Genomic DNA, 19514 nt, shown 5'->3' on the forward strand with positions numbered 1-19514 from the left:
CTATTTCCCATGAGGAGTTCGAAACATGAGCACAACAGCTGAGCATCCGGCCGTAGTCGTCATCGGTGCCGGCGTCGCCGGGCTCACGCTCGGTAATTTCTTGCTGCGCAACGGTATCGGCTGCGTCATCCTGGAGCAGGAGAGCCGGGAGCATGTCGAACAACGGCAACGGGCCGGGGCGCTCGACGGCCGCGGCGTGCGCATGCTCCGCGAATGGGGCCTCGGCGAAGTGGTCGACGGCTTCTCGGCCAGGACGGCCGACACCGCCTATATGCCGCTGCTGATCGAGGGCGAAACACGGCTGTGGAACGCCACCGGCGACGACACCGAGGGCATCTTCTGCACACAGCAAGCCCTCGTCCAGAATCTGATCAGGGTCTTCCTGCGCGACGGCGGCGACCTCCGCTTCGAAGCGCGAGACATCACTCTGGACGACCTTCACGATCGGCCGACGGTCCGCTATCAGGATGCCGCCGGGAACTCGCGGGTAATCAGCTCTCCGCTGGTCGCAGGCTGCGACGGCGATCGCGGCGTCAGCCGGTCGTCCATACCGGCGGGCGTGCTCACCCGCTACGCCCACGAGCACGGATATGCCTGGCTGGCCGTGCTCGCCGACGTCCCCGCGGACCCGCCCGCGGTGATGGCGGTGCACTCGCGCGGTTTCGCCGGGCAGATCACTCGCGGTCCGCAGGCGAGCCGCTTCTACCTGCAATGCCCGCTCACCGACACGCTCGACGAGTGGCCGGAGGAACGCATCTGGAGCGAACTGGGCGCCCGCTTCGGCTACCCGGTCGGTCCAGGCCGGATCACCGATAGCCAACTGGTACCGCTGCGCAGCGTCGTGTACAGCCCCATGCGTCACGGCAACCTCTACCTCCTCGGCGACGCGGCACACCTCGTCTCACCGATGAGCGCGAAAGGAATGAGCATGGCGCTGCACGACGCCGAAGTGTTCGCGCGCGCCGCGATTCACCAAGTCACCCAGGGTGATTCGAGCCTGCTCGACGCCTACACCGACACCTGTCTGCGCCACATCTGGGACGTCCAGACCGCGGCGGTGCAACTCACCGAAATCATGCACAACGGCGGTGACGCCACCTACGAGGGGGAATTTCGCAAGCAACTCGCGCTCGCCGAATTGCGGCGCATGTCCGAAGCTCCTGCGGCCGCACCACTTTCCGTGTAGTGCGACGGACGCCGTGCCATCGCCCCGAGTTCTGGCGGTGGCACGGTCAGCCGCACATCAGGAACTTCACCCTGCCCGCGTAGTCGACCGGCAGATAGCGTTCGGGACCGGTTGTCCAGGGCTGGGCCGATTGGGGGTCGTATCGGTCGGGCATCGTGACGCCGGCCGGTGCCGCTGCTACGAAACCGGCGGCCGCCGTTGTTCGCGTGGCGCGCCAGAGGTGATCGCGAAACGCGACAACACCCGCGATGTCGGTGTCGCGGGCGCTACCGCGCAGTGCGGCGACCTTCCCGGCGACGCCTTCGGTGGACAGATAGATCGGCGAACCGTCCGGATTCATGTCACCGTCGATGCTGATCACATCGTGCATCGCATACCGGGACCGCAGCACCGCCGCGATCTCCGACTGCGCGAACACCGGGATCTCGCGCGTACCGCGCGCGACGACGACCGCGTCGGCCAGTGCCTCGTTGACCGGCCCCGGTTCGTGATCGGCGCTGGACGGGTCGGCCGGGCTCCGATATCCGAAGCTGTACGCGACGATCATCGTGAGAGATTCCGCCGGTCGGGTGGGCACGGTCCACAAATCCGGCGTCGCGCAACCTACCGGTGCGACCGGCTCGGCCGCCGCCGAACCGCAGTACGCCACCGCGCCGGCCAGCGTGACCGCGGCGGCCACCACCGCCACGGTGCGCAGCCGGTGGATCTTCCGGACCATGCATTCCCTCGCTTTCGTCGAACCCTCGTCCTCGCCGCCACGGACGGGCGACCCTTCGATAATGCGCTGTGCCCGGCCGGTGCGAGCCGGGGAGTGACGGTCGACACCTGTTGTCCGTTGGCTGCCATATCGGACACCAGCGGCCAGTAGGGTGTCGGCGATGCGCCAGGAAAGAGGAGGTGCCGGCCATCATGCTGATCGGATCGCGGCGACTCCGCCGGCTGGTCGTTGCCGCCCTGGTCGCGCTGGTCACCCTGGCGATCGCATACGGGCCACGGGAACCTGTCGCACCGGCCCTGGTCAGCTCGGGCATCGTTGCCGCCGCCCCGGACAAGCCGTTGCGCATCGCGTACGACACTGCCCCGGACTGTTTCGGCGAGCTCTATCTACCGCGCACCGGACGAGGACCGTTTCCGGTCGTGGTGTTGATCCACGGCGGCGGCTGGTCGCAAAACCGCACCCTCACCCAATTCGATGCCCAGTCAAGGGCTTTGGCGGAGAACGGGGTGGCGGTGTGGAACATCGAATACCGGCGGGTCAACGGTGCGGGCGGCTGGCCGGTCACCCTCACCGACGTCGCCGACGCGGTCCTCGCCCTCGCCACCATCGTGCAGCAGCAGTCGGGCAATGCGCTGGATCTACAGCGGATTCAAGTCGCGGGCCACTCGGCGGGCGGTCATTTGGCCGCGTGGGTGGCGGGTCGGTTCCAGCGGTCACCGGAGCCCAAGGCGCTGCGCATCCGCAGTGCCACCCTCATGTCCGCGGTGCTCGATCCCGAATACGCCGTCACCAAAGGGCGCGACGGATTCGTCCGGAAACTTCTCGGCGGCTCGCCCAGCGAGGTCCCCGAACGCTACCGCTACGCCTCCCCTATCGCCCATCTCCCGACCGGCATGCGCATCACGGCCTTGCACGGCGACGCCGACACCGTAGTGGCGCCGGAACAGAGCCGCCGCTACGTGAACGCGGCCAGACGCGCGGGCAACAGCGCCGACCTGCGGCTGCTGCCGGGAACCGGGCACGGCGAATTCGCCGACGCCACCTCCTCGGCTTGGGCCATCGCACAACAGGTCATCCTCGACCACGCCGAGACAGTGCGCTGAACCGCGGCGTCGCATCGTGCCGCACGCGCGGTTCCTGCACTCACCGCGCGCCGAGGAGATGTTCCAGCGCAACCTGATTCAGCCGGACGAAATCGTACCCGCGCTCCCCCCGCGCGATCGGCGTCGCATGTCGACGGCTCGGTATCGGCCAGCAGGTCGGCGTAGGTTTCGCCCGCCGCCAGTGTCGGCGTGCGCAATTCACCGACACCCGCGGTCGCCAAGGCTTCGTGCACTTCGGGATCCGCACGGAAGGCGCGGGCACGCTCGCGCAGCAGCAGATAGGTCCGCATGTTCGCGGCGGCCGAATCCCACACGCCCGCCATGTCTTCGGTTCGCGACGGCTTGTAGTCGAAATGCCGTGGGCCGGTGTAGGCGGGCATGCCGTCCGGGCCACCGTGCTCCAGCAGGTCGACCAGGGCAAAGGCGTTCATCAGGTCACCGAACATCTCCGGATGCGCGAGCGTCCCGATGAACACCAGCGCACGCCCGACGGTCGGCAACAGGATATCGCCGCGCGGCTCATTCGGTTTCGGCTCGATCGCGAACCGCAGATCGTGGCCGCGCTCGCGCACGAATCCGGTCAGCACATCCAGGCTTTCGCGGTAACGGTCCAGTGCGGCGCGCACATCCTTGGCACTGTCGTACTCCGCGCCTTCACGACCGCCCCACAGCACATAGGTGCGCGCCCCCAATTCGGCAGCCAGCTCCACATTTCGAAGCACCTTGCGCAGCGCGAACCGGCGCACCGGGCGATCGTTGCTGGTGAACAAGTTCGCGGTCACCATCGACACCACGAGCCCGGTCTCCCGCAACGCCTTTCGCAAGTTCTCGACCCGGTGCGCACGTTCGGCAGCCGAAGCCTCGAACGGGATCAGATCGTCATCGTGAAGACTGAGACCGTACGCACCGAGTTCCGCGCGCCGCTGCACCGCCTCCACCGCGTCCAGCTCGGGCCGGGTCGCATCCCGAACGGATCTCGCCCCCGCCGCCTCTACCCGGAAGCAACCGCCTCTTGCAACTTCCGCAGATGATCGACAGGTCTTCGAGCGATCAGGACGCCGAAGAGCCCCGGCCAGCGGCTTCCGGATTCGCCACGCGGACGAAGGCGCCTGTGCCGGTATCGATTCGATGTGGGCCACGGAGGGTTTGGGGGCTATTGCTCAGTGCAACCTTCAGGCCCTTCGGGTGGTGACCGGCTTCGGCGGCACTGGCCCGGGCGGCTTCGATCGCTTCGGCTTCGGGGATGTCTCGTCCGCCGGCGAAGACGACCGCGGTGTGCTGGGTCTCAGCAAAGTTTCCGCGAGACCATGATCCGGTCCTGTCAGCGGACCCGTTCACCCCGAAAAGTAAATGATCATTCTGCTGTCGCAGAGCTCCTAACTGCATGTTCGCAGCAATTTGTGCGATATGACCGTGCGGCGTGGTTAACTCGACCGGCAGTGAGAAGGGGAGATCGGGATGGAGCCGACGGGTGCGCAGCGAGCAGCGCTGCGGATGATTTGCGATACGTTTGTTCCCGGCGACGGTTCGACGCTGCCACCGGCGAGCGAGCTGGGGGCGGTGGACACCGTATTTCAGCTGTTGCGGCGCAGTCCGCGGGAGGCGGATCGTAAGCAGCTGGCGATGTTGCTTGGGTGGTGGGATTCTCGGCTGACCGGGTTGCTGCTCGGTGCGGGGCCGCGACGGTTTTCCACGCTGTCGCAACAGGAACGGGAAGAGGCCCTGCTGCGGCTCGGTGATTCCCGGCTGGGGCCGGTTCGTGCGATCTTCCAAGCGCTCAAACAGGCTGCGCTGCTCGCCTACAACGTGACGCCCGGCCCGACGGGCACCAATCCGCTGTGGCGGGAGATCGGCTACCCCGCACCGCGCGGACCGCTCGGCACCGCCCCGCAACCCGCGCTCACGCCCCTGCGATACACCGAAAACACCACGCTTACCTGCGATGTCGTCATCGTCGGCTCGGGCGCGGGCGGCGGCACCGCGGCAGCCGTGCTCGCTGCATCAGGTCTCGACGTGATCGTGCTGGAGCGCGGAAACTATTACGACGACCGGGATTTCGGCGCGGGCGAACTCGCCGCCCTGGAACAGCTCTACGCGCCCGGCGCCAGTTCCGTGGAGGGGCAGATCACCCTGGTCGCAGGCACCTGCCTGGGTGGCGGCACGGTGGTCAACTGGAGCACCTCACTGCCCACTCCCGATGCCGTCCGCGCGGAATGGGCCGCGCTCGGCGCAAAGCAGTTCGCCGAGAACGAGTTCGACCAAGCGCTGAAGGTAGTGGGCGAACGACTGGCCGTCACCGACACCCGTTCTCCGCTCTCGGCCCGCGACGGCGTGCTGGAACGCGGCGCACAGGCGCTCGGCTGGGAAGTGGGCACCTTGCCGCGCAACGTGACCGACGCCTGCGACGCCGGAAAAGAATGCGGTTCCTGCGGTTACGGCTGCCGCATCGGCGCCAAACAGTCCGTCACCAAGACCTGGCTCGCCGACGCGGCCGCGGCCGGTGCCCGTCTGGTCGTCGACGCGAACGTGCGCCGCATCCACGTGACAAATGGTCGCGCCGAGGGTGTTTCGGCGCTCACCGAGTCCGGGACCCAGATCGAGGTGCGGGCCCGCGCCGTCGTCGTCGCCGCGGGCGCGGTACAGACGCCCGCGCTGCTGCGCCGATCCGGGTTGGGCAACGAGAACATCGGACGCCACCTGCGCCTGCATCCGGCCGCCGCGGTGTTCGGCGTGTTCGAGGAGGAACTGCGGGGCTGGGAAGGCGCGTTGCAAGGCCGAATCTGCGGTGAGCACGCGAATCTCGACGGCAAGGGCTATGGCGTCATCTACGAAACCGGGCCGGTGCATCCCGGCCTCGCCCTCGGCTTCATGGGTTGGCGCGGGTCGGACGCGCACCGTCGCACCCTGCTCGATTTCGCCCGCACCACCCCGATCGGCGTCATCACCCGCGACCGCGACTCGGGCACCGTCACCGTCGACAAGTCCGGCGAACCGATCGTCAACTATCGCCTCTCGGCCTACGACGCCGCACACCTGCACACCGGCATCGAAGGCGCCGCGCGCATTCTCGAAGCAGCAGGCGCCCACCGCATCTTCTCTGGCCATCAGGCCGGCGTCGACTACGAGCCCGGTAGCCGTGGCTCGCACGCCGAATTCGCCGCAGCCTGCCGTGCCGCGGGCTACGAGCCCGGGCGCTGCGCCATGGGCGCCCTGCACATCATGGGCTCCGCCCGCATGGGCGGCTCCCCACAGCTCGCCGCCACCGATCCCGACGGCGCCACCTGGGACGTCCCCAACATCGTCGTAGCCGACGGCTCCTGCTTCCCCACCGCGTCCGGCGTCAACCCGATGATCTCCATCGAGGCCATCGCCTACATGAACGCGAAAAGGTTGGCCGCCAAGTTGACCTGAGCTGCCACGCCGGCGGTCGACACCTCTCGTACCGATCCGCCAGCTTCTGCTCGACCACGCTCGGCGGATAGTCGCGCCGAGTGCACCCGCGAATGGTGATGTGCAGCGGCCCAGGCCTGTTCGGCCGACGCGTTCTCGACCCTCAACGGCCGCGATGCCCCCAGTTCCACCGGCACGGGTAGACGCCCAAGATTTGCCATTGACGCCGTCGACAGATCTTGCGGCGCAGGTGAAATAGTTCGTACCGGTGAAAGTAGGGGCACTTCAGCAACTTTGTAGCGGCCCTGGCTCGTCACAGGATGTGCGTACACTCTGTTGAACTCGTTCAGCGGGCAATGCATAATCACTGGGGAGGGTTCGGGGGATGTCCGACGTCGACGGCCGGGGAATTCTGCGCGGTGAGATCGCCGCATTCTATGCCGGTTTCGGTCAGGCCGAAGCCCTGCAGGCCGCGTTTCGGCAGGCAGCGCTGTTCGTACCGGTGACCGATGACGAGCGCGTCTGCACCTCGCAGGTGGGTGGTGTCGATTGGTTGTGTGCGTTCACCAGCATCGAGGAATACGCCCGGTATATGACGGCGCGAGGCTATCTGGCCGAAGACGGTATCGAGGCCGACCGGGAGTACCGGTACCACACCCTCGCGGGTTGGCGACTGCTCGACTACGCCGAATCGTGCAAGCAACCCACCGGCATCGCAGTAGACATCGTCGGGTCGACCCCGATGGCATTTCCACCCGAAGTAACCGAGTAACACACGAATCGAGGGGGCAGCGTGACCCAGCAGGTAAAGGTCGATCCTGTGGTGCTGCAGCAGGCCGCGAAAGGCATTCAATCCACCATCGGTGAACTGTCGAACATGGGCATCGGCGAAACCGGCAACATGGGCCGCGGTTTCGCGCTGCTCACCCTGTCGACGATGGAGGCGGGCAAGCACACCGTGCAGAAGACATTCGAGGAGTTCACCGAGCGCTGGTCGTGGGGCGTCCGGGCACTGGTGCAGGCGGGCAACTCGATCGCCAAGACGCTCGGTTTGGCGGCCGGGCGCTACCACGAGATGGACGAGAAGGCCGAAGGCATGCTCAAGAAGATGTGGACCCACCTGGCGGGCAATCCACATCTCACCGATGAGCAGATCACCGCCCGTTCCTGGGGAGACACGTTCTCCGACAACGCCTTCAACCACATTCGCAATGCGGACTACAGCATGCAGTCGTTCGATAAGGCGAACCAGAAGATCATGACGAATTTCAAAGTGATCGAAGCGGTCGCCCCGCAGGCGATCGCGAATGTGTCCCCGGTGAGCGGCAGCCTGCTCTCCGGTCAGACACCCGGGTGGGACACCGGCGCCTCGAAGAAGGCCGCTGAAATCATGAAACAGTCCGAGGGGCAATAGGCTTGGGATTCTGGGACGTTGTCAACGATATCGGCGAAGCGATCGAGGACGGTGTCGAAGCGGTCGTCGAGGGCGTCGGACAGGTCGCCGACGACGCGCTGGACCTGCTCTCCGATGGCGCGAAAGCGATCGGCCTCGACGGCATCGCCGAGGGCTTGGACGACCTCGGCGACAACATCGCCTCCGGCACCGGCGGTGACGTCGAGGAGGAAGAGCTCGGCGCGACCGAGGATCCGAAAGAGCTGATCCGCGGCGAGCCGACCGAGATCAGCTCTACCGCACAGACCTTGCAGAAGATGGCCACCGCCATCGATTCGACCGGGCAGGCGCTCAAACAGATCGATGCCGCCGAATGGGTCGGCGAAGGCGCGGACGCGTTCAACGCGGTCTACGACAAGCAGCCGAAACTGTGGTTCGACTGCGCCGACGCCTTCACCTCGGCAGCCAAGGCGATGGAAGCCTGGCACAACGAGGTGAAGACCGGGCAGGGCAAGGCCGCCGACGCCATCGACAAATGGAAGGCCGCCGACGCGGAGGAACGCAGGCAGAAGAACTGGTGGAACTCGCTCACCGGCGAACAGCAGGCGCAGACCACGCTCGTCGACACCTGGACCTCGATGCGCAACGAAGCGCGAGAGATCCTGCGCGGAGCGCGAACTCAGCGTGACAACGGCGCCTCCATCGCAGTGGGCGCGTTCAGCGCCGCCACCGACAAGGCACCGAAGGAACCGCCTTTCACCGACCGCTGGATCGCCAATATCTCGGATTTGGGTGGCGTTCTCGAACACGGGGCGTTGAACTTCACCTCCGGGCTGCTCACCAGCTTCACCGGACTCGTACAGTTCGTGCGCCAGGTCAACCCGACCGATATCTACAACATGACCCACCCCGCCGAATACGCGGCGGGCCTCTCCGACCTCGCGACGGGGCTGGTTGTCGCAGTGGCGGATCCGGGCGCGACGGTCTCGGCGATACTGTCCGACGCCAGGAAGAATCCGTTCGAATTCATGGGTGCGCTGACCGGTGACGCGCTGCTCACCGCCGCCACCGGCGGTGGCGGTAGTGCCAAGGTCGCGGTCAGTGCGCTGCGGAAGATGAAGGACGCGGGCCGACTCGCCCGTGTCGCTGATGATGTCGGCGATGTCGGACGGCACCTGCCCAATTCGCCGCACACCCTGAGCGGCACGCCGTCGCACATGTCGATGGAGACCTCGCAGCACCCCGCGCCCACCCGCGTGGACAACGCGCATACGCCCACCAACACGAACCCGGTGCAGGCGAACAGCCGTCCTGAGGCTCCCGCTCCGAAGCACGAAAATGTCGGCGGTACACATCATTCAGCGTCCGACCCACCGCATCGACCGGAGCCCGCGGCATCGGGCCCGACACATCGCGCGCCCGATCCAGCACCCACTCGACACACCGATCCGGATCCGGCACCCAGCTCGCATGCCGACCCCTCCCCTACTTCGCATACCGACCCCTCGCCCACACCGAACCAGCACGCGGATCCCAGCCCCGACCGGTCGACGGTCACCCACCGCGATCCCGATCCCGCACCGTCGCCGCACACGAACGCGGACCCGACTCCGACCGCGCGCCCGGACGGGGATCCACCGCCGCATCGCACCGACCCCCGGCCAGAAGCGTTGCGCCCCACGACCCACGCTGACACCCCGCCGACCGTGCACGTCGATCCCGAACGCGCACCCCACTCCCGCACCGACGTCGACTCTCCCTCACCGCACGCCGATTCCGATGCGCCGCAAGCGCACCCCGAGACACGATCCCCGCACACCGACGCCGCGCCGAACACCCACGCGAGCCCCGACACCACACGAACGCCGCACAACGACACCGCACCGGGCGTGAACTCCGACGCCACACCCGACACGCGCGCGAGCCTTGACTCCACGCGGTCACCTCAGACGAGCTCCGAAGCGTCCCCCGACACGCGCGCGAACCCCGACTACCAGCGGTCACCCCAAGCGAATTCCGAAGCGGCACCGCATGTTCGCACCGATCCGGGCCACACTTCGACCACAAACCCGGACGACGGACCGCCCGCACGCTCCGATACCGGGGCCACGCCGACACATCAGGCCGACCCGACGTCGGTCCGCCCGCACACGCCCGACCCGCAGCCGGGCCCCGCGCGCCAACCCGATCCCGCACCCGTCTGGCAGACCAGTCCGTGGTCACATCCCGACCCGCCGGCACCGTACACCCGCCCGGATCCCGCCCCTGGTGTCCGCGCGCAACCAGACCCCACGCGCGCATACTCCGATCTCACCCCCTCGTCACGCCCAGAACCCGGTACTCGCACCCAACCGGATCGAACGCCTGCCGCACGCGCGCAGCCGGACCCCGCCACGCGTCCGTACGCCGATCCGAAACCGGTCGCCCGCCCGCACCGTGACCCCACTCCCACCGGCCGGGCCGAGCCGCGCCCGTCCCCGACCACCCGTCCCGCTCCCGACCATGCCCCGCAGCGCGCACACGCTGAACCGACGGCCCGCCCCCACTCGGAAACACCGTCCCGGCACGCCGATTCCCACGACACGAACAGGCCTACGCCGCATCAGGATCCACATCGCTCCCCGGACAGCACCGACCGCCACGATCGCCCACGTGGTCCCGAAGACGCACCACGCGATCGGCGTCCCGACCTGGATCACCCGCGCGACCGCCACCCCGACCGCGAACCAACCCGTGACCGCGAGCACGACCTCGACGACAAACCGCGCGATCGCCACCCGAACGACCGCCCCCGCACCCACGACGACACACCGCGCGATCGCGACCACAACCACGACCGCCGGCACAGGCCGGACAATTCGCCGCACGACCGCGACCGCACCGACAATCGCGACCGCCCGCACGATTCCGAGACCACACCGCGGGACCGGCACCCCGACCGCGACCATGAACGCACCCGGGACCGCGAACACGGCAACGACCGCCCCCGCGACCACGACGAGACACCGCGCGATCGCCATACCGACCGCATGGACACCCACGACCGTCCTCACGACCCTGACGCCGATCACCCCGCCCGGGAGCGCGCCGAGGCCGATCGGAATGCGCATGAGCACGCACGAGCGGCAGGCCCCGAGGCGGATCGGACACCCGCGCAGAAGACCTGTTCCACGGACCCGGTCGATATCAGCACCGGCGAATTCCTGCTTCCCGACACAGATCTCGACCTGCCCGGTGTGCTGCCGCTGACCTTGCAGCGGGCCCATCATTCAAATTTCGGGTTCGGCCGCTGGTTCGGCCCGTCGTGGTCCAGTACATTGGACGCGCGGATCGTGGTCGAGGACGCGGGCGTCACGTTCATCGGCGAGAACGCGATGATGCTCGCCTACCCGCATGCCGAGGTCGGCGTTCCGGTGCACCCGCTCACCGAAGGACAGCAGTGGTCGTTGACCCGCACCGAAGCGGGCGGGTACCGCGTCTGGGATCAACGAGCGGAGGTCCTCTGGCATTTCGCGCCGGAACTGGGTCTCGACGGCATCGAGGCCAGATTCGGCAACTACGCGATCTCGGCGATCACCGACCGGCACCGCAACCGTATCCGCTTCCACTACGACGCCGACGGCGTGCCGGTCGAGGTCACACACTCGGGCGGGTATCGGGTCCGGATCGATTCGGACGGTGCGCGGATCACCGGCCTGTCGCTGCTCTCCGACGATCCCGAGCTCGGCGAATCAGCCGCCCCGGTGCTGGAGTTCGCCTATGCCGGAACAGATTTGGCTGCGGTCACCGATGCCGACGGAGCCACCACCCGGTACAGCTACGACGCCGAGCACCGGATGACCTCGTGGACCGACTCCAACGGCAACCAGATGGTGAACACCTACGACGAGTCCGGCCGCGTCGTCTTCCAGCGCGGCACCGCCGGAATATTGAACTGTGACTACGACTATCTGGAACTCCCCGACGGCACCGGCCGGCTCACCATGGTCACGGATTCTCTCGGTGCCACCACGTCGCACGGCTTCGACCGCGAACTGCAACTGCGTGATCTCGTCGACCCGATCGGCGGCCGCACGCACATCGACTACAACGCCGACCGCAGGCCGCTGACCGTCACCGGCCCGGACGGCGCGACAACCCGCTACCACTACAACGGCGCGGGTGACTGCGCAAAAGTCGTTCGACCGGACGGGCATTCGACCGAGGTCGAATATCTCTGGCGCAACCGCCCGCTCACCATCACCTCCCCCGACGGCTCGGTGACGCACCGGGAATGGTCCGAGCACGGCAATCTCTCGGCGGTGGTCGACGCCATGGGGAGCCGCACCGAATTCACCTATCACCCCAACGGCGCACTGGCGTCCGTCGTCGAAGCCAACGGTGCCCGCACCACCTTTCAGGTAGATCAGGCGGGGCTGCTGACCCAGGTCACCGAGCCGCACGGCGCGGTGACGCATATCCGGCGCGACGCCGCAGGCCGTACCACCCACATCATCGATCCCCTCGGCGAGGTCACCCGCTTCGACTGGTCTGCCGCCGGAAAGCTGCTGCGCAGAACGGATCCCGACGGACGCAGCGAATCGTGGACCTACGACGGCGAGGGCAACATCCGCAGTCGCACCGATCGCGCCGGTGCGGTCACCCGGCTCGTGTACGGCGATTTCGACCTCCTGCGCTCCCGAACCGATCCGGACGGCTCGACCACTCGCTACACCTGGGACACCGAACGCCGCCTCGTCGCCGTACACAACCCGATCGGCCAGAGCTGGGCCTACGAATACGACAGTGCCGGAAGGCTGGTCGCCGAGACCGCGTACAGCGGCGCGACCACCCGATACGCGTACGACCGCGCGGGGCGGGTCAGCGCGATCACCCCGGCAACCGGCGCGACTCGTCACCAGCACCACGACGTCCTCGGCCGCCTGACCGAGATTTCCGCGGGCGACGAGTGGATCCGCTACACCCACGACCCGGCAGGCCGCGTCCTGGCTGCGGTGAACGGCGTCGGCGCGGATCTCACCCATCGTCTCGAATTCGGTTACACCGCAATCGGTGCCGTTGTGTCCGAGAAACTCGACGCCAACCCGCCGATGCTCTTCGAACACGACAGGCGCGGCCACCGCACGCGCCGGACCACCCCTTCGGGCGCCGTCGCCACCTGGCACCACGATGTCACCGGCCGCCTGGACCATCTCAACGCCGACGACCACGACATCACCTTCGACTACGACCCGCTCGGGCGGCTGACCACCTGGCGGGTAGGCGAAGTGGCCGTCACGCGTGGCCTCACCGCCCTCGGCCGAGTGACGCACCAAGAGGTGACCGCCTTTCCGCCACGCTCCCTGTCACTGGAAGCCGGGCCGTCCGCTCGACCGGACCCGACGCGCCTTCGTCGCGACGAATTCGCCTATCGCCCAGACGGATACCTCCTTTCCCACACCATCGACCGTCCGCAGACCAACCCCTTGCGACGCGATTACCAACTCGACCCCGCCGGTCGGGTCACCACCGTTACGATCGATGGCGCGCCCACCGAGCGCTACACCTACGACGCACTCGACAACGTCACCAGCGCCACCGTGGCAGCACCGATAGCCGGGGGCGAACCTGGCTTTCCGCCCGACAACGGTCGTCGCGAGTACCGCGGCGCTCTCCTCGTCCGGGATGGCCGCACCCGGTACCACTACGATGCCGCCGGACGGCTGATTCGCAAAACCACGGTCCGGCTGTCCCGGAAACCGGACGTATGGCACTACCGCTACAACGCTTTCGACCAATTGACCGACGCCTGGACGCCGGATCGCCAGTGGTGGCACTACACCTACGACGCCCTCGGCCGCCGCACCACCAAACAACACCTCGCTACCGACGGCACTGTCCTGGAGCGCGTCGACTATCTCTGGGACGGCACACATCTCATCGAGCAGTCCAGCGGTACCGCGACCGTTCGCTGGCAGTACCAACCCGGCTCACACACCCCGCTCACCCAGTCGACCGACCAGGGCACGGTCGATCGCGAGTTCTACGCGATCGTCGCCGATCTCGTAGGTGCCCCCGCCGAATTGGTGGACCCCGCCACCGCCGACACCGTGGCCGACGCACACACCGATCTATGGGGCCGGACGACTTGGCGCGGGCGAACCGGCTCACCGTTACGGTTCCCCGGCCAGATCCACGACCCCGAAACCGGCCTGCACTACAACATGTTCCGGTACTACAACCCGGACACCGGCCAGTACCTGACACCCGATCCGCTCGGGCTGGACCCCGCACCGAACCCGTACGCCTACACCAGCAATCCGCTCCGGTTCATCGACCCACTCGGTTTGACGCCGACCGCGTGTGAACGCTTCGCCAACTTTTACCGGCAGGTCACGCCGAAGGAACTGCAACGGGCACCGGCCCCCTACCCCGGTGGCCGAATCGGGCACGCGCTGCAGAAACACGGTGTCACCCCTGAGGTTCAAGCATCGATCCTCAACAACCCGCAACGGATCTTCAGCGGGGATTACCACGGCAAACACCATGTCACCAAGGAGCCCTACATCCGCCCCGTCGACGTCTACTACAGCAAAGGCTCGATTGTCGTCACCGAGGCAGGCAACAAGAACTCCGTCATCACGGCCTATGGTTTGATCGACAAGAACGAAAAGAAGCCGAAAGCGCTCAAACCGGAAAAATGGGCCGAGAGCGAGCATTACGTCGAAATCACCCGTAACAACGGCGCTCATGAAGTGGTGTATCCCACGCGGGAGAGCTGGGAAGGGAACAGCTGGCAGTGACGGTCGAAAACGACCCTCAGGACAACCCGCCATCCGGCCGGTGGCAGGCGACGATCGATACCTTCGTCGCAGGCTTCGGCGCGCATCTCGGCGAAGAGGTGACCGTGGTCAAGTCGAACCAGTTCGACGAAGGCTTCTCCTGTCTCCTAAGGGGTCCGGCTCCGTCCGGGCCGCTCCAGGTGGCCTGGGAGGGGGTGCTCGGTATGGCGTACGAGGACGGAAAGCCCGACATCAGCGTGTCCCTGTTCCTGTACAGCCGGGGCCGCCGCGTGCGACTCGACGACCAGTCCGGCAGCTATCTCGAAATCGTCTACGAGGGCCCGCTCGACGGCTCGGGCTCCTGGCGCGATCTGGGCTGGTTCGAGGACGGCTTCGGCGAGTTCGAGTCCTACGACCAATACGGCGACTGAACCCAGCGTTCGTGCGCGCTATTTCCTCAGTGCGTCCAGTGCCCGCTGGGCCTGGTTTCGGGCGACGGCGCCGACCTCATCGAGGTGCACCGGCGGTTCGCCGTGCTGGCGCAGGATGGGGATGCGCACGCGCACCGACACGTTGCTGTCCTGCACGCCAACGACGTAGTCCATGCCGGTGGTGCTGCTCGAATCCGCGACTGCCGTATGCCAATAACCTTGCGTGCCGATGCCGGGCACGTCGCCCGAATTCAGACCTGATCCAGTGGTGCCGGTGTCCTTGCGTTTCCACTCGTCGTAGGCGGGAGCCGCGCCGGCCGTGGTGAACTCGACGCGCAGGTCGATGGCCGCTTGATTCCAATGCACGCCATCGCCGGCGAGGCTCTTGTAGCTGACCTGACAGGTGAGACGGCCGGGACCGTAGGCGCTCGGCTGGGTTTCGTGATGGGCGGGCGGCTGGTCCGGCGTGGACGACCACTGATGCAGCACACTGGAATCGACGAGGTCGCACGCATTGGCGGCCTTGCTCATCGCGTAGTTGCCCGGCGCGGGTTCCGGCGGTGGCGTGGTCGTCGCGGCGGTGGACGGCCGCACCGGTGCGCTGGAAACGGTCGCAACGGCTACGGATTCGCCGTCCTTGCCGCCGACTGCGATCCCGATCCCGACACCGGCACCCAGCACCACCGCGACCACCCCGACAACTCCGGCGATGATCAACCCGGTCCTATCACGAGCAGCCGGCGCAGACGGATAAGGCACAGGCGGCGGGTTCGCCCCCCACGCAACAGGCTCGGAATCACCGGGCTTTTCAGGGCGCGATCGAGGATCGGTCATTTCTCGCAGCCCTTCGATTCCACGACACGCTCCCCGTCGACCCCGCAACTCTGCGCCGATCGTACTTCGCCGACGGACGAGTGATCACCGGGAGCATCCTGACGGATCCGCTCGCAGACCTTGTCGCTAGTTCTGGCGCAGGCCGTCCAGCACCTTGCGGGCTTGGGAGCGTGCGACCGAATCGAGTTCGTCCCGTCCGATCACGGGAGCCGCCTTCTCGCGGGAGAGGGCGATGTCGATTTTCACCGCGACTCCCCCATCCCACACGCACACAACATATTTCGCGTCGACGATGCCGCCGAAGTTGTCGGCTTCGAACTGCCAGTACCCCTGGGTCCCGATCCCGGTGAACTCCCCGGAGGTCACCTCGGAGCCCGCATCGGCCAGGTCTGCGGTGCTGCGCTTCCAGTGCTCGTAGGTCCGGGCGCCCGATCCCGCTTCGACGTCGGCCCGGACCCGGAGGGCGGCAGTGTTCATCGGAAACTTGTCGCCGGACGCGTTGCCGTAGAAGAGATTGCAGTTGAGCGTGCCGACGTCGCCCGAGATCCGGGTTTCCGTGTGATCGGGCTCGAGCTGTGGTGCCGCTGCCCATTTCGTCAACACGGCGCGATCGACGAGATCGCAAGCGTTCGTCGTCGCCGCCACAGAGTACGTAGCGGGTACTGGAAGCGGAGTGCCCGATGCTCCGCCGCCGTCCCGGTTACTCGCGACGAAGCCGATCACCACGCCGATTACCAGCAGCAACCCGACCCCGACTGCTCCGGCGACGACCAGCAACGGTTTGCCGTCCGCCCGTGACCGACCACCGGCTCCATGCGGAAAACCAGTCATACTTCCACCCCTCCGTCACGGACGGGCCGCCCCGCCCGAGTCATCGACTCACGACCTGAGCCTAATCGCGAGGGCTGGTCGCGGGAGAAGAGCCGCATCAGAAACTAGAACGTGTTCTAATTCCGTTCATGAACCGGCTGGTGCACGAGCACGTCGATCCTGCCTTCCGCGCTGTGCGCGAGATCTTCGAGGCGAGTTTCGACGATGGACAGAACACGGGAGCCGCAGTCGCGGTGTTCGTAGCCGGTCGTGCCGTCGTCGACCTCTGCTGGCGCCGGGATTGCTGAACGACGCGACTCGCGAACAGGTCCGCGGCACCGACACGGTGCTGTTACTGGAGAGCGCTTTCGGCTTGGGCTACATGCTGCCCTGCGAAAACTTCATCCTGCCCGAACCGGCCCGCGCGAGCGCCTTCGGACATCCCGGCGCGGGCGGCGCCACCCGCGCCACCCACACCCGACTGTGGTGACCGTACTTTCCGGGGATCGTGGGACGGCCCGGGACGGGATAAGCTCCCTTGGGCAAGCGTCTTCGAATTCCTCTCCTACACAACAGGAGTCATGCGATGTTCGACCATGCCCGAAGCGCTGGAAGGCGTATCGATAAGTACTGGATCGCCGGACTGACCCTCGCCGCCACAGCGGGATTCGGTGTCGCGATGGCGCCGACCGCCGTTGCCGTGGCGCCGCCGCCGAGTCTCACGGTGGACAGCGTTGCGCACTTGAACACCGACCGCAGCGTTGACGTCACGGGCACCTACACGTGCAGTGGTGGCCCGAGCAGCATCATCAGGGGCGATTCGGGGCTGTACCAGGACGACGCGGGTGTCTCGTCACCGTCGGTCACGGTGCCCGGCAACTGCGACGGCGCCGCACATCCCTACACCATCCATTTCCCGCCCGGCAGCTACTTCGAATTCCAGCCCGGCCCCGCCACTTTCACCAGTGTCTGGCTGTTCTACGACGCCAACGGCGATCCCACCGAGGCCGAACTCGTCAACGCCCCGATCACATTGCAGAACTGAGGGTCCGCTCACTCCACCAGATCCAGGAATTCCCAGTGCGCTCCGGGTTGCGCACCGCTGAGCCACTTTCCGCAGTTCTGCAACACCACCGGCCCCGAAGTGATGTGCTGGGTGCCGGTTTCGAGATCCCGGAGGAACCGATCGATCGGTCCGCGCCGGATCGCGGTCGTCGCGGCCCAGCGGTGCACGGTCTGGCCGACATCGTGTGCCGTCCACGTCGCATGGTTGAGCGCCAATCGGACCAACGTCTCCTGTTCGGTGCTGAGCGGATCCCCGTCGGTCAGCGTTTCTTCGTGGTCCTGCCAGACCCGCATCACCCACGCGCGGGCCGACCGCAGTTTCGCTTCGGCACCGGCGTATTCGGCGTGGAACTGCGCGGTGTCGACGGCGGCGTGGAAGGAGCCGGACTTCTGCACGGCGTACCGCCGCAGTTCGTCCAACAGTCGCCGGCCGGTGCCCAGCGCCCAGCCGGTGTGCACGATCGCGGACATGTTCACCACACCGATGCGGTAGATCGCACCGCCATTGGCGGGCATCATGGTGGTCGCGGGGTAGGTATGCGTCTGCGGGACAAAGACTTCCGTGCAGTGATAGTCGATGCTGCTCGTCGCGCGCAGCCCCAGCACATCCCAGTTGTCCACCAGCGTCACCTGCGATTTGGGCATCGCGAGGATTCGCGGCTCACCCGTACCCGCCACGCTGATCGCGCTGTGGATGTGCGTGGCCAATGCCATGCCCGAGGCGAACTGCCACTCCCCGCTCACCAGGTAGCCGCCGTCCACCGGGACGGCTCGTCCCGGCCGGGTCCCGTGGCCGGACAGTAGTGCGTGCCTGCCCGCCGCGACATCGGGAAACAACTCGGCCGTCGCGTCCGCACCGAGGTAGGCCGCGGTGGTGCCCGTCACCATCTGCAACACCATCATCGTCCATCCGGCCGAGGCGTCATGATAGCTGAGCCGCTCGATCGTCTGGATCAACTGCAGCGGCGAGAATTCGTAGCCACCGAGGTTCTCCGGCAGTCCGGCCCGGACGATCCCCGCGGCCAGCAAGTCTTGCGCCACATCGTCGGTGAGGCGGCCGCGCGCCGCGGCCGCCGCCGCGTTCGCTTCTATCGATTCGGCGAGCGCATCGATCCGTTCCAGCATCGCAGGGAATTCTTTGCTGATGTGCAGCCGAGCCGAAGCAGTCATACGACGATTATTCCTACATCTAGATAATGTTGGGGCACAACCTATTTCGCAACCGCCGAGCAACCCCGGCACCGGCCACCACTCTCGAACCCCACTCTCGCCGTGTCAAGACCTCGGTCGACTCAGCGGACCGCACGCAGGTCACGAACCCCTCGTTGCGGTTCTGTGCACCGCCTGTCACCGGCGGCTGATCCGCTGGGTGGACCGGGGCGATGCGTCCCGCTGCCCGATCGCGAAATCGGGGGCACAAGGTATTTCGAACAGGCGGCGCGATGCCGCCCGCTCAGGCGCGGGCCGGGTTGCTGCCCGCGCGGCCGACGATGACCATCGACTCCCCCACCACACACGACGCGACGTGCGCACCCGCGGGCACCAGCGTGCTACGCATCCAGGTCACCGATGTGCCCACCCGTCCACACGGCAGGGGGCGATCACCACCGACGGCACCTGGAACGCCGACGTGGTGAACCTTTTCGCCGACCGGGTACCCGAGGTCGTGGAACGCCACGTCCCGGGGCTTGAGCGCCACCATCATCGCCCGCGAAATTGTCACTCCCGCAACTTTTTCCGCGTTCCACCCGAACAGCGGGCCCGGCGTCTCCGGAAACTCCGGCCACATCGTCGCCCAGTATCTCCTGTGATCCCGAACCCTC

The 19514-nt window shown here is 66.9% G+C and carries 15 protein-coding genes and 1 pseudogene; 10 read left to right on the forward strand and 6 right to left on the reverse strand.

Annotated features, from left to right (window positions below; translation table 11 throughout):
* The first annotated feature begins 25 nt into the window (after positions 1-25).
* Positions 26-1186 carry a 4-hydroxybenzoate 3-monooxygenase gene (locus TY25_RS29145; RefSeq protein ID WP_042261333.1) on the forward strand — a complete coding sequence of 387 codons (1161 nt, stop codon included), beginning with the start codon at positions 26-28 and terminating at the stop codon, positions 1184-1186.
* A 46-nt stretch (positions 1187-1232) separates the two neighbouring features.
* On the opposite strand, the gene TY25_RS29150 is transcribed toward TY25_RS29145, so the two are convergent.
* Positions 1233-1904 carry a hypothetical protein gene (locus TY25_RS29150; protein WP_052383262.1) on the reverse strand — a complete coding sequence of 224 codons (672 nt, stop codon included), beginning with the start codon at positions 1902-1904 and terminating at the stop codon, positions 1233-1235.
* 191 nt (positions 1905-2095) lie between these two features.
* Between TY25_RS29150 and TY25_RS29155 the strand changes: the two genes are divergently transcribed.
* Positions 2096-3007, forward strand: coding sequence for an alpha/beta hydrolase family protein (locus TY25_RS29155; protein WP_042261386.1), 912 nt, complete (start codon positions 2096-2098; stop codon positions 3005-3007).
* A 515-nt stretch (positions 3008-3522) separates the two neighbouring features.
* Here TY25_RS29155 and TY25_RS44255 read toward each other — a convergent pair.
* A pseudogene (locus TY25_RS44255) lies at positions 3523-4146 on the reverse strand (TIM barrel protein); the annotation flags it as partial.
* Between the two features lie 319 nt (positions 4147-4465).
* On the opposite strand from TY25_RS44255, the gene TY25_RS29170 reads away from it, so the two are divergent.
* The 5 genes from TY25_RS29170 to TY25_RS29190 all read left to right on the forward strand — a co-directional run bounded on the left by TY25_RS29170 (position 4466) and on the right by TY25_RS29190 (position 14982).
* Complete coding sequence (locus tag TY25_RS29170; protein ID WP_042261336.1) at positions 4466-6418, forward strand: GMC family oxidoreductase; 1953 nt, start codon at positions 4466-4468, stop codon at positions 6416-6418.
* 364 nt (positions 6419-6782) lie between these two features.
* On the forward strand, positions 6783-7169 hold the full coding sequence (locus TY25_RS29175) for an SseB family protein (protein ID WP_042261337.1): 387 nt from the start codon (positions 6783-6785) through the stop codon (positions 7167-7169).
* 21 nt (positions 7170-7190) lie between these two features.
* Positions 7191-7811, forward strand: a complete 621-nt coding sequence (locus tag TY25_RS29180; RefSeq protein ID WP_042261338.1) for a type VII secretion target — start codon at positions 7191-7193, stop codon at positions 7809-7811.
* A 2-nt stretch (positions 7812-7813) separates the two neighbouring features.
* Complete coding sequence (locus TY25_RS40855; RefSeq protein ID WP_052383263.1) at positions 7814-14572, forward strand: putative T7SS-secreted protein; 6759 nt, start codon at positions 7814-7816, stop codon at positions 14570-14572.
* Positions 14569-14982 carry a hypothetical protein gene (locus TY25_RS29190; RefSeq protein ID WP_042261339.1) on the forward strand — a complete coding sequence of 138 codons (414 nt, stop codon included), beginning with the start codon at positions 14569-14571 and terminating at the stop codon, positions 14980-14982. The genes TY25_RS40855 and TY25_RS29190 overlap by 4 nt, the downstream gene beginning before the upstream one ends.
* An 18-nt stretch (positions 14983-15000) precedes the next feature.
* Here TY25_RS29190 and TY25_RS29195 read toward each other — a convergent pair whose 3' ends face one another.
* Both TY25_RS29195 and TY25_RS29200 read right to left on the reverse strand, forming a co-directional pair.
* Positions 15001-15699 carry a hypothetical protein gene (locus TY25_RS29195; RefSeq protein WP_146153964.1) on the reverse strand — a complete coding sequence of 233 codons (699 nt, stop codon included), beginning with the start codon at positions 15697-15699 and terminating at the stop codon, positions 15001-15003.
* Between the two features lie 243 nt (positions 15700-15942).
* The gene (locus TY25_RS29200; RefSeq protein ID WP_146153963.1) at positions 15943-16593 is read right to left on the reverse strand and encodes a hypothetical protein; all 651 of its coding nucleotides are present in this window, start codon (positions 16591-16593) and stop codon (positions 15943-15945) included.
* A 182-nt stretch (positions 16594-16775) separates the two neighbouring features.
* On the opposite strand from TY25_RS29200, the gene TY25_RS42910 reads away from it, so the two are divergent.
* The 3 genes from TY25_RS42910 (at position 16776) to TY25_RS29210 (ending at position 17671) form a co-directional block, all read left to right on the forward strand.
* Positions 16776-16934 carry a hypothetical protein gene (locus tag TY25_RS42910; protein WP_156055141.1) on the forward strand — a complete coding sequence of 53 codons (159 nt, stop codon included), beginning with the start codon at positions 16776-16778 and terminating at the stop codon, positions 16932-16934.
* Entirely contained in the window at positions 16928-17116 is a 189-nt protein-coding gene (locus tag TY25_RS29205) for a hypothetical protein (RefSeq protein ID WP_042261343.1), read from the forward strand. Before TY25_RS42910 ends, TY25_RS29205 begins: the two co-directional genes overlap by 7 nt.
* 96 nt (positions 17117-17212) lie before the next feature.
* Positions 17213-17671: a DUF6299 family protein gene (locus TY25_RS29210; RefSeq protein ID WP_042261345.1), complete on the forward strand. Its 459-nt coding sequence runs from the start codon at positions 17213-17215 to the stop codon at positions 17669-17671.
* Between the two features lie 8 nt (positions 17672-17679).
* On the opposite strand, the gene TY25_RS29215 is transcribed toward TY25_RS29210, so the two are convergent.
* Complete coding sequence (locus TY25_RS29215) at positions 17680-18861, reverse strand: acyl-CoA dehydrogenase family protein (RefSeq protein WP_042261348.1); 1182 nt, start codon at positions 18859-18861, stop codon at positions 17680-17682.
* A 283-nt stretch (positions 18862-19144) separates the two neighbouring features.
* Positions 19145-19414, reverse strand: coding sequence for a hypothetical protein (locus TY25_RS29220; protein WP_146153962.1), 270 nt, complete (start codon positions 19412-19414; stop codon positions 19145-19147).
* Positions 19415-19514 lie beyond the last annotated feature (100 nt).

Origin of the sequence: Nocardia brasiliensis NBRC 14402, assembly GCF_000308475.2 — a bacterium.
GTDB lineage: Bacteria > Actinomycetota > Actinomycetes > Mycobacteriales > Mycobacteriaceae > Nocardia > Nocardia brasiliensis.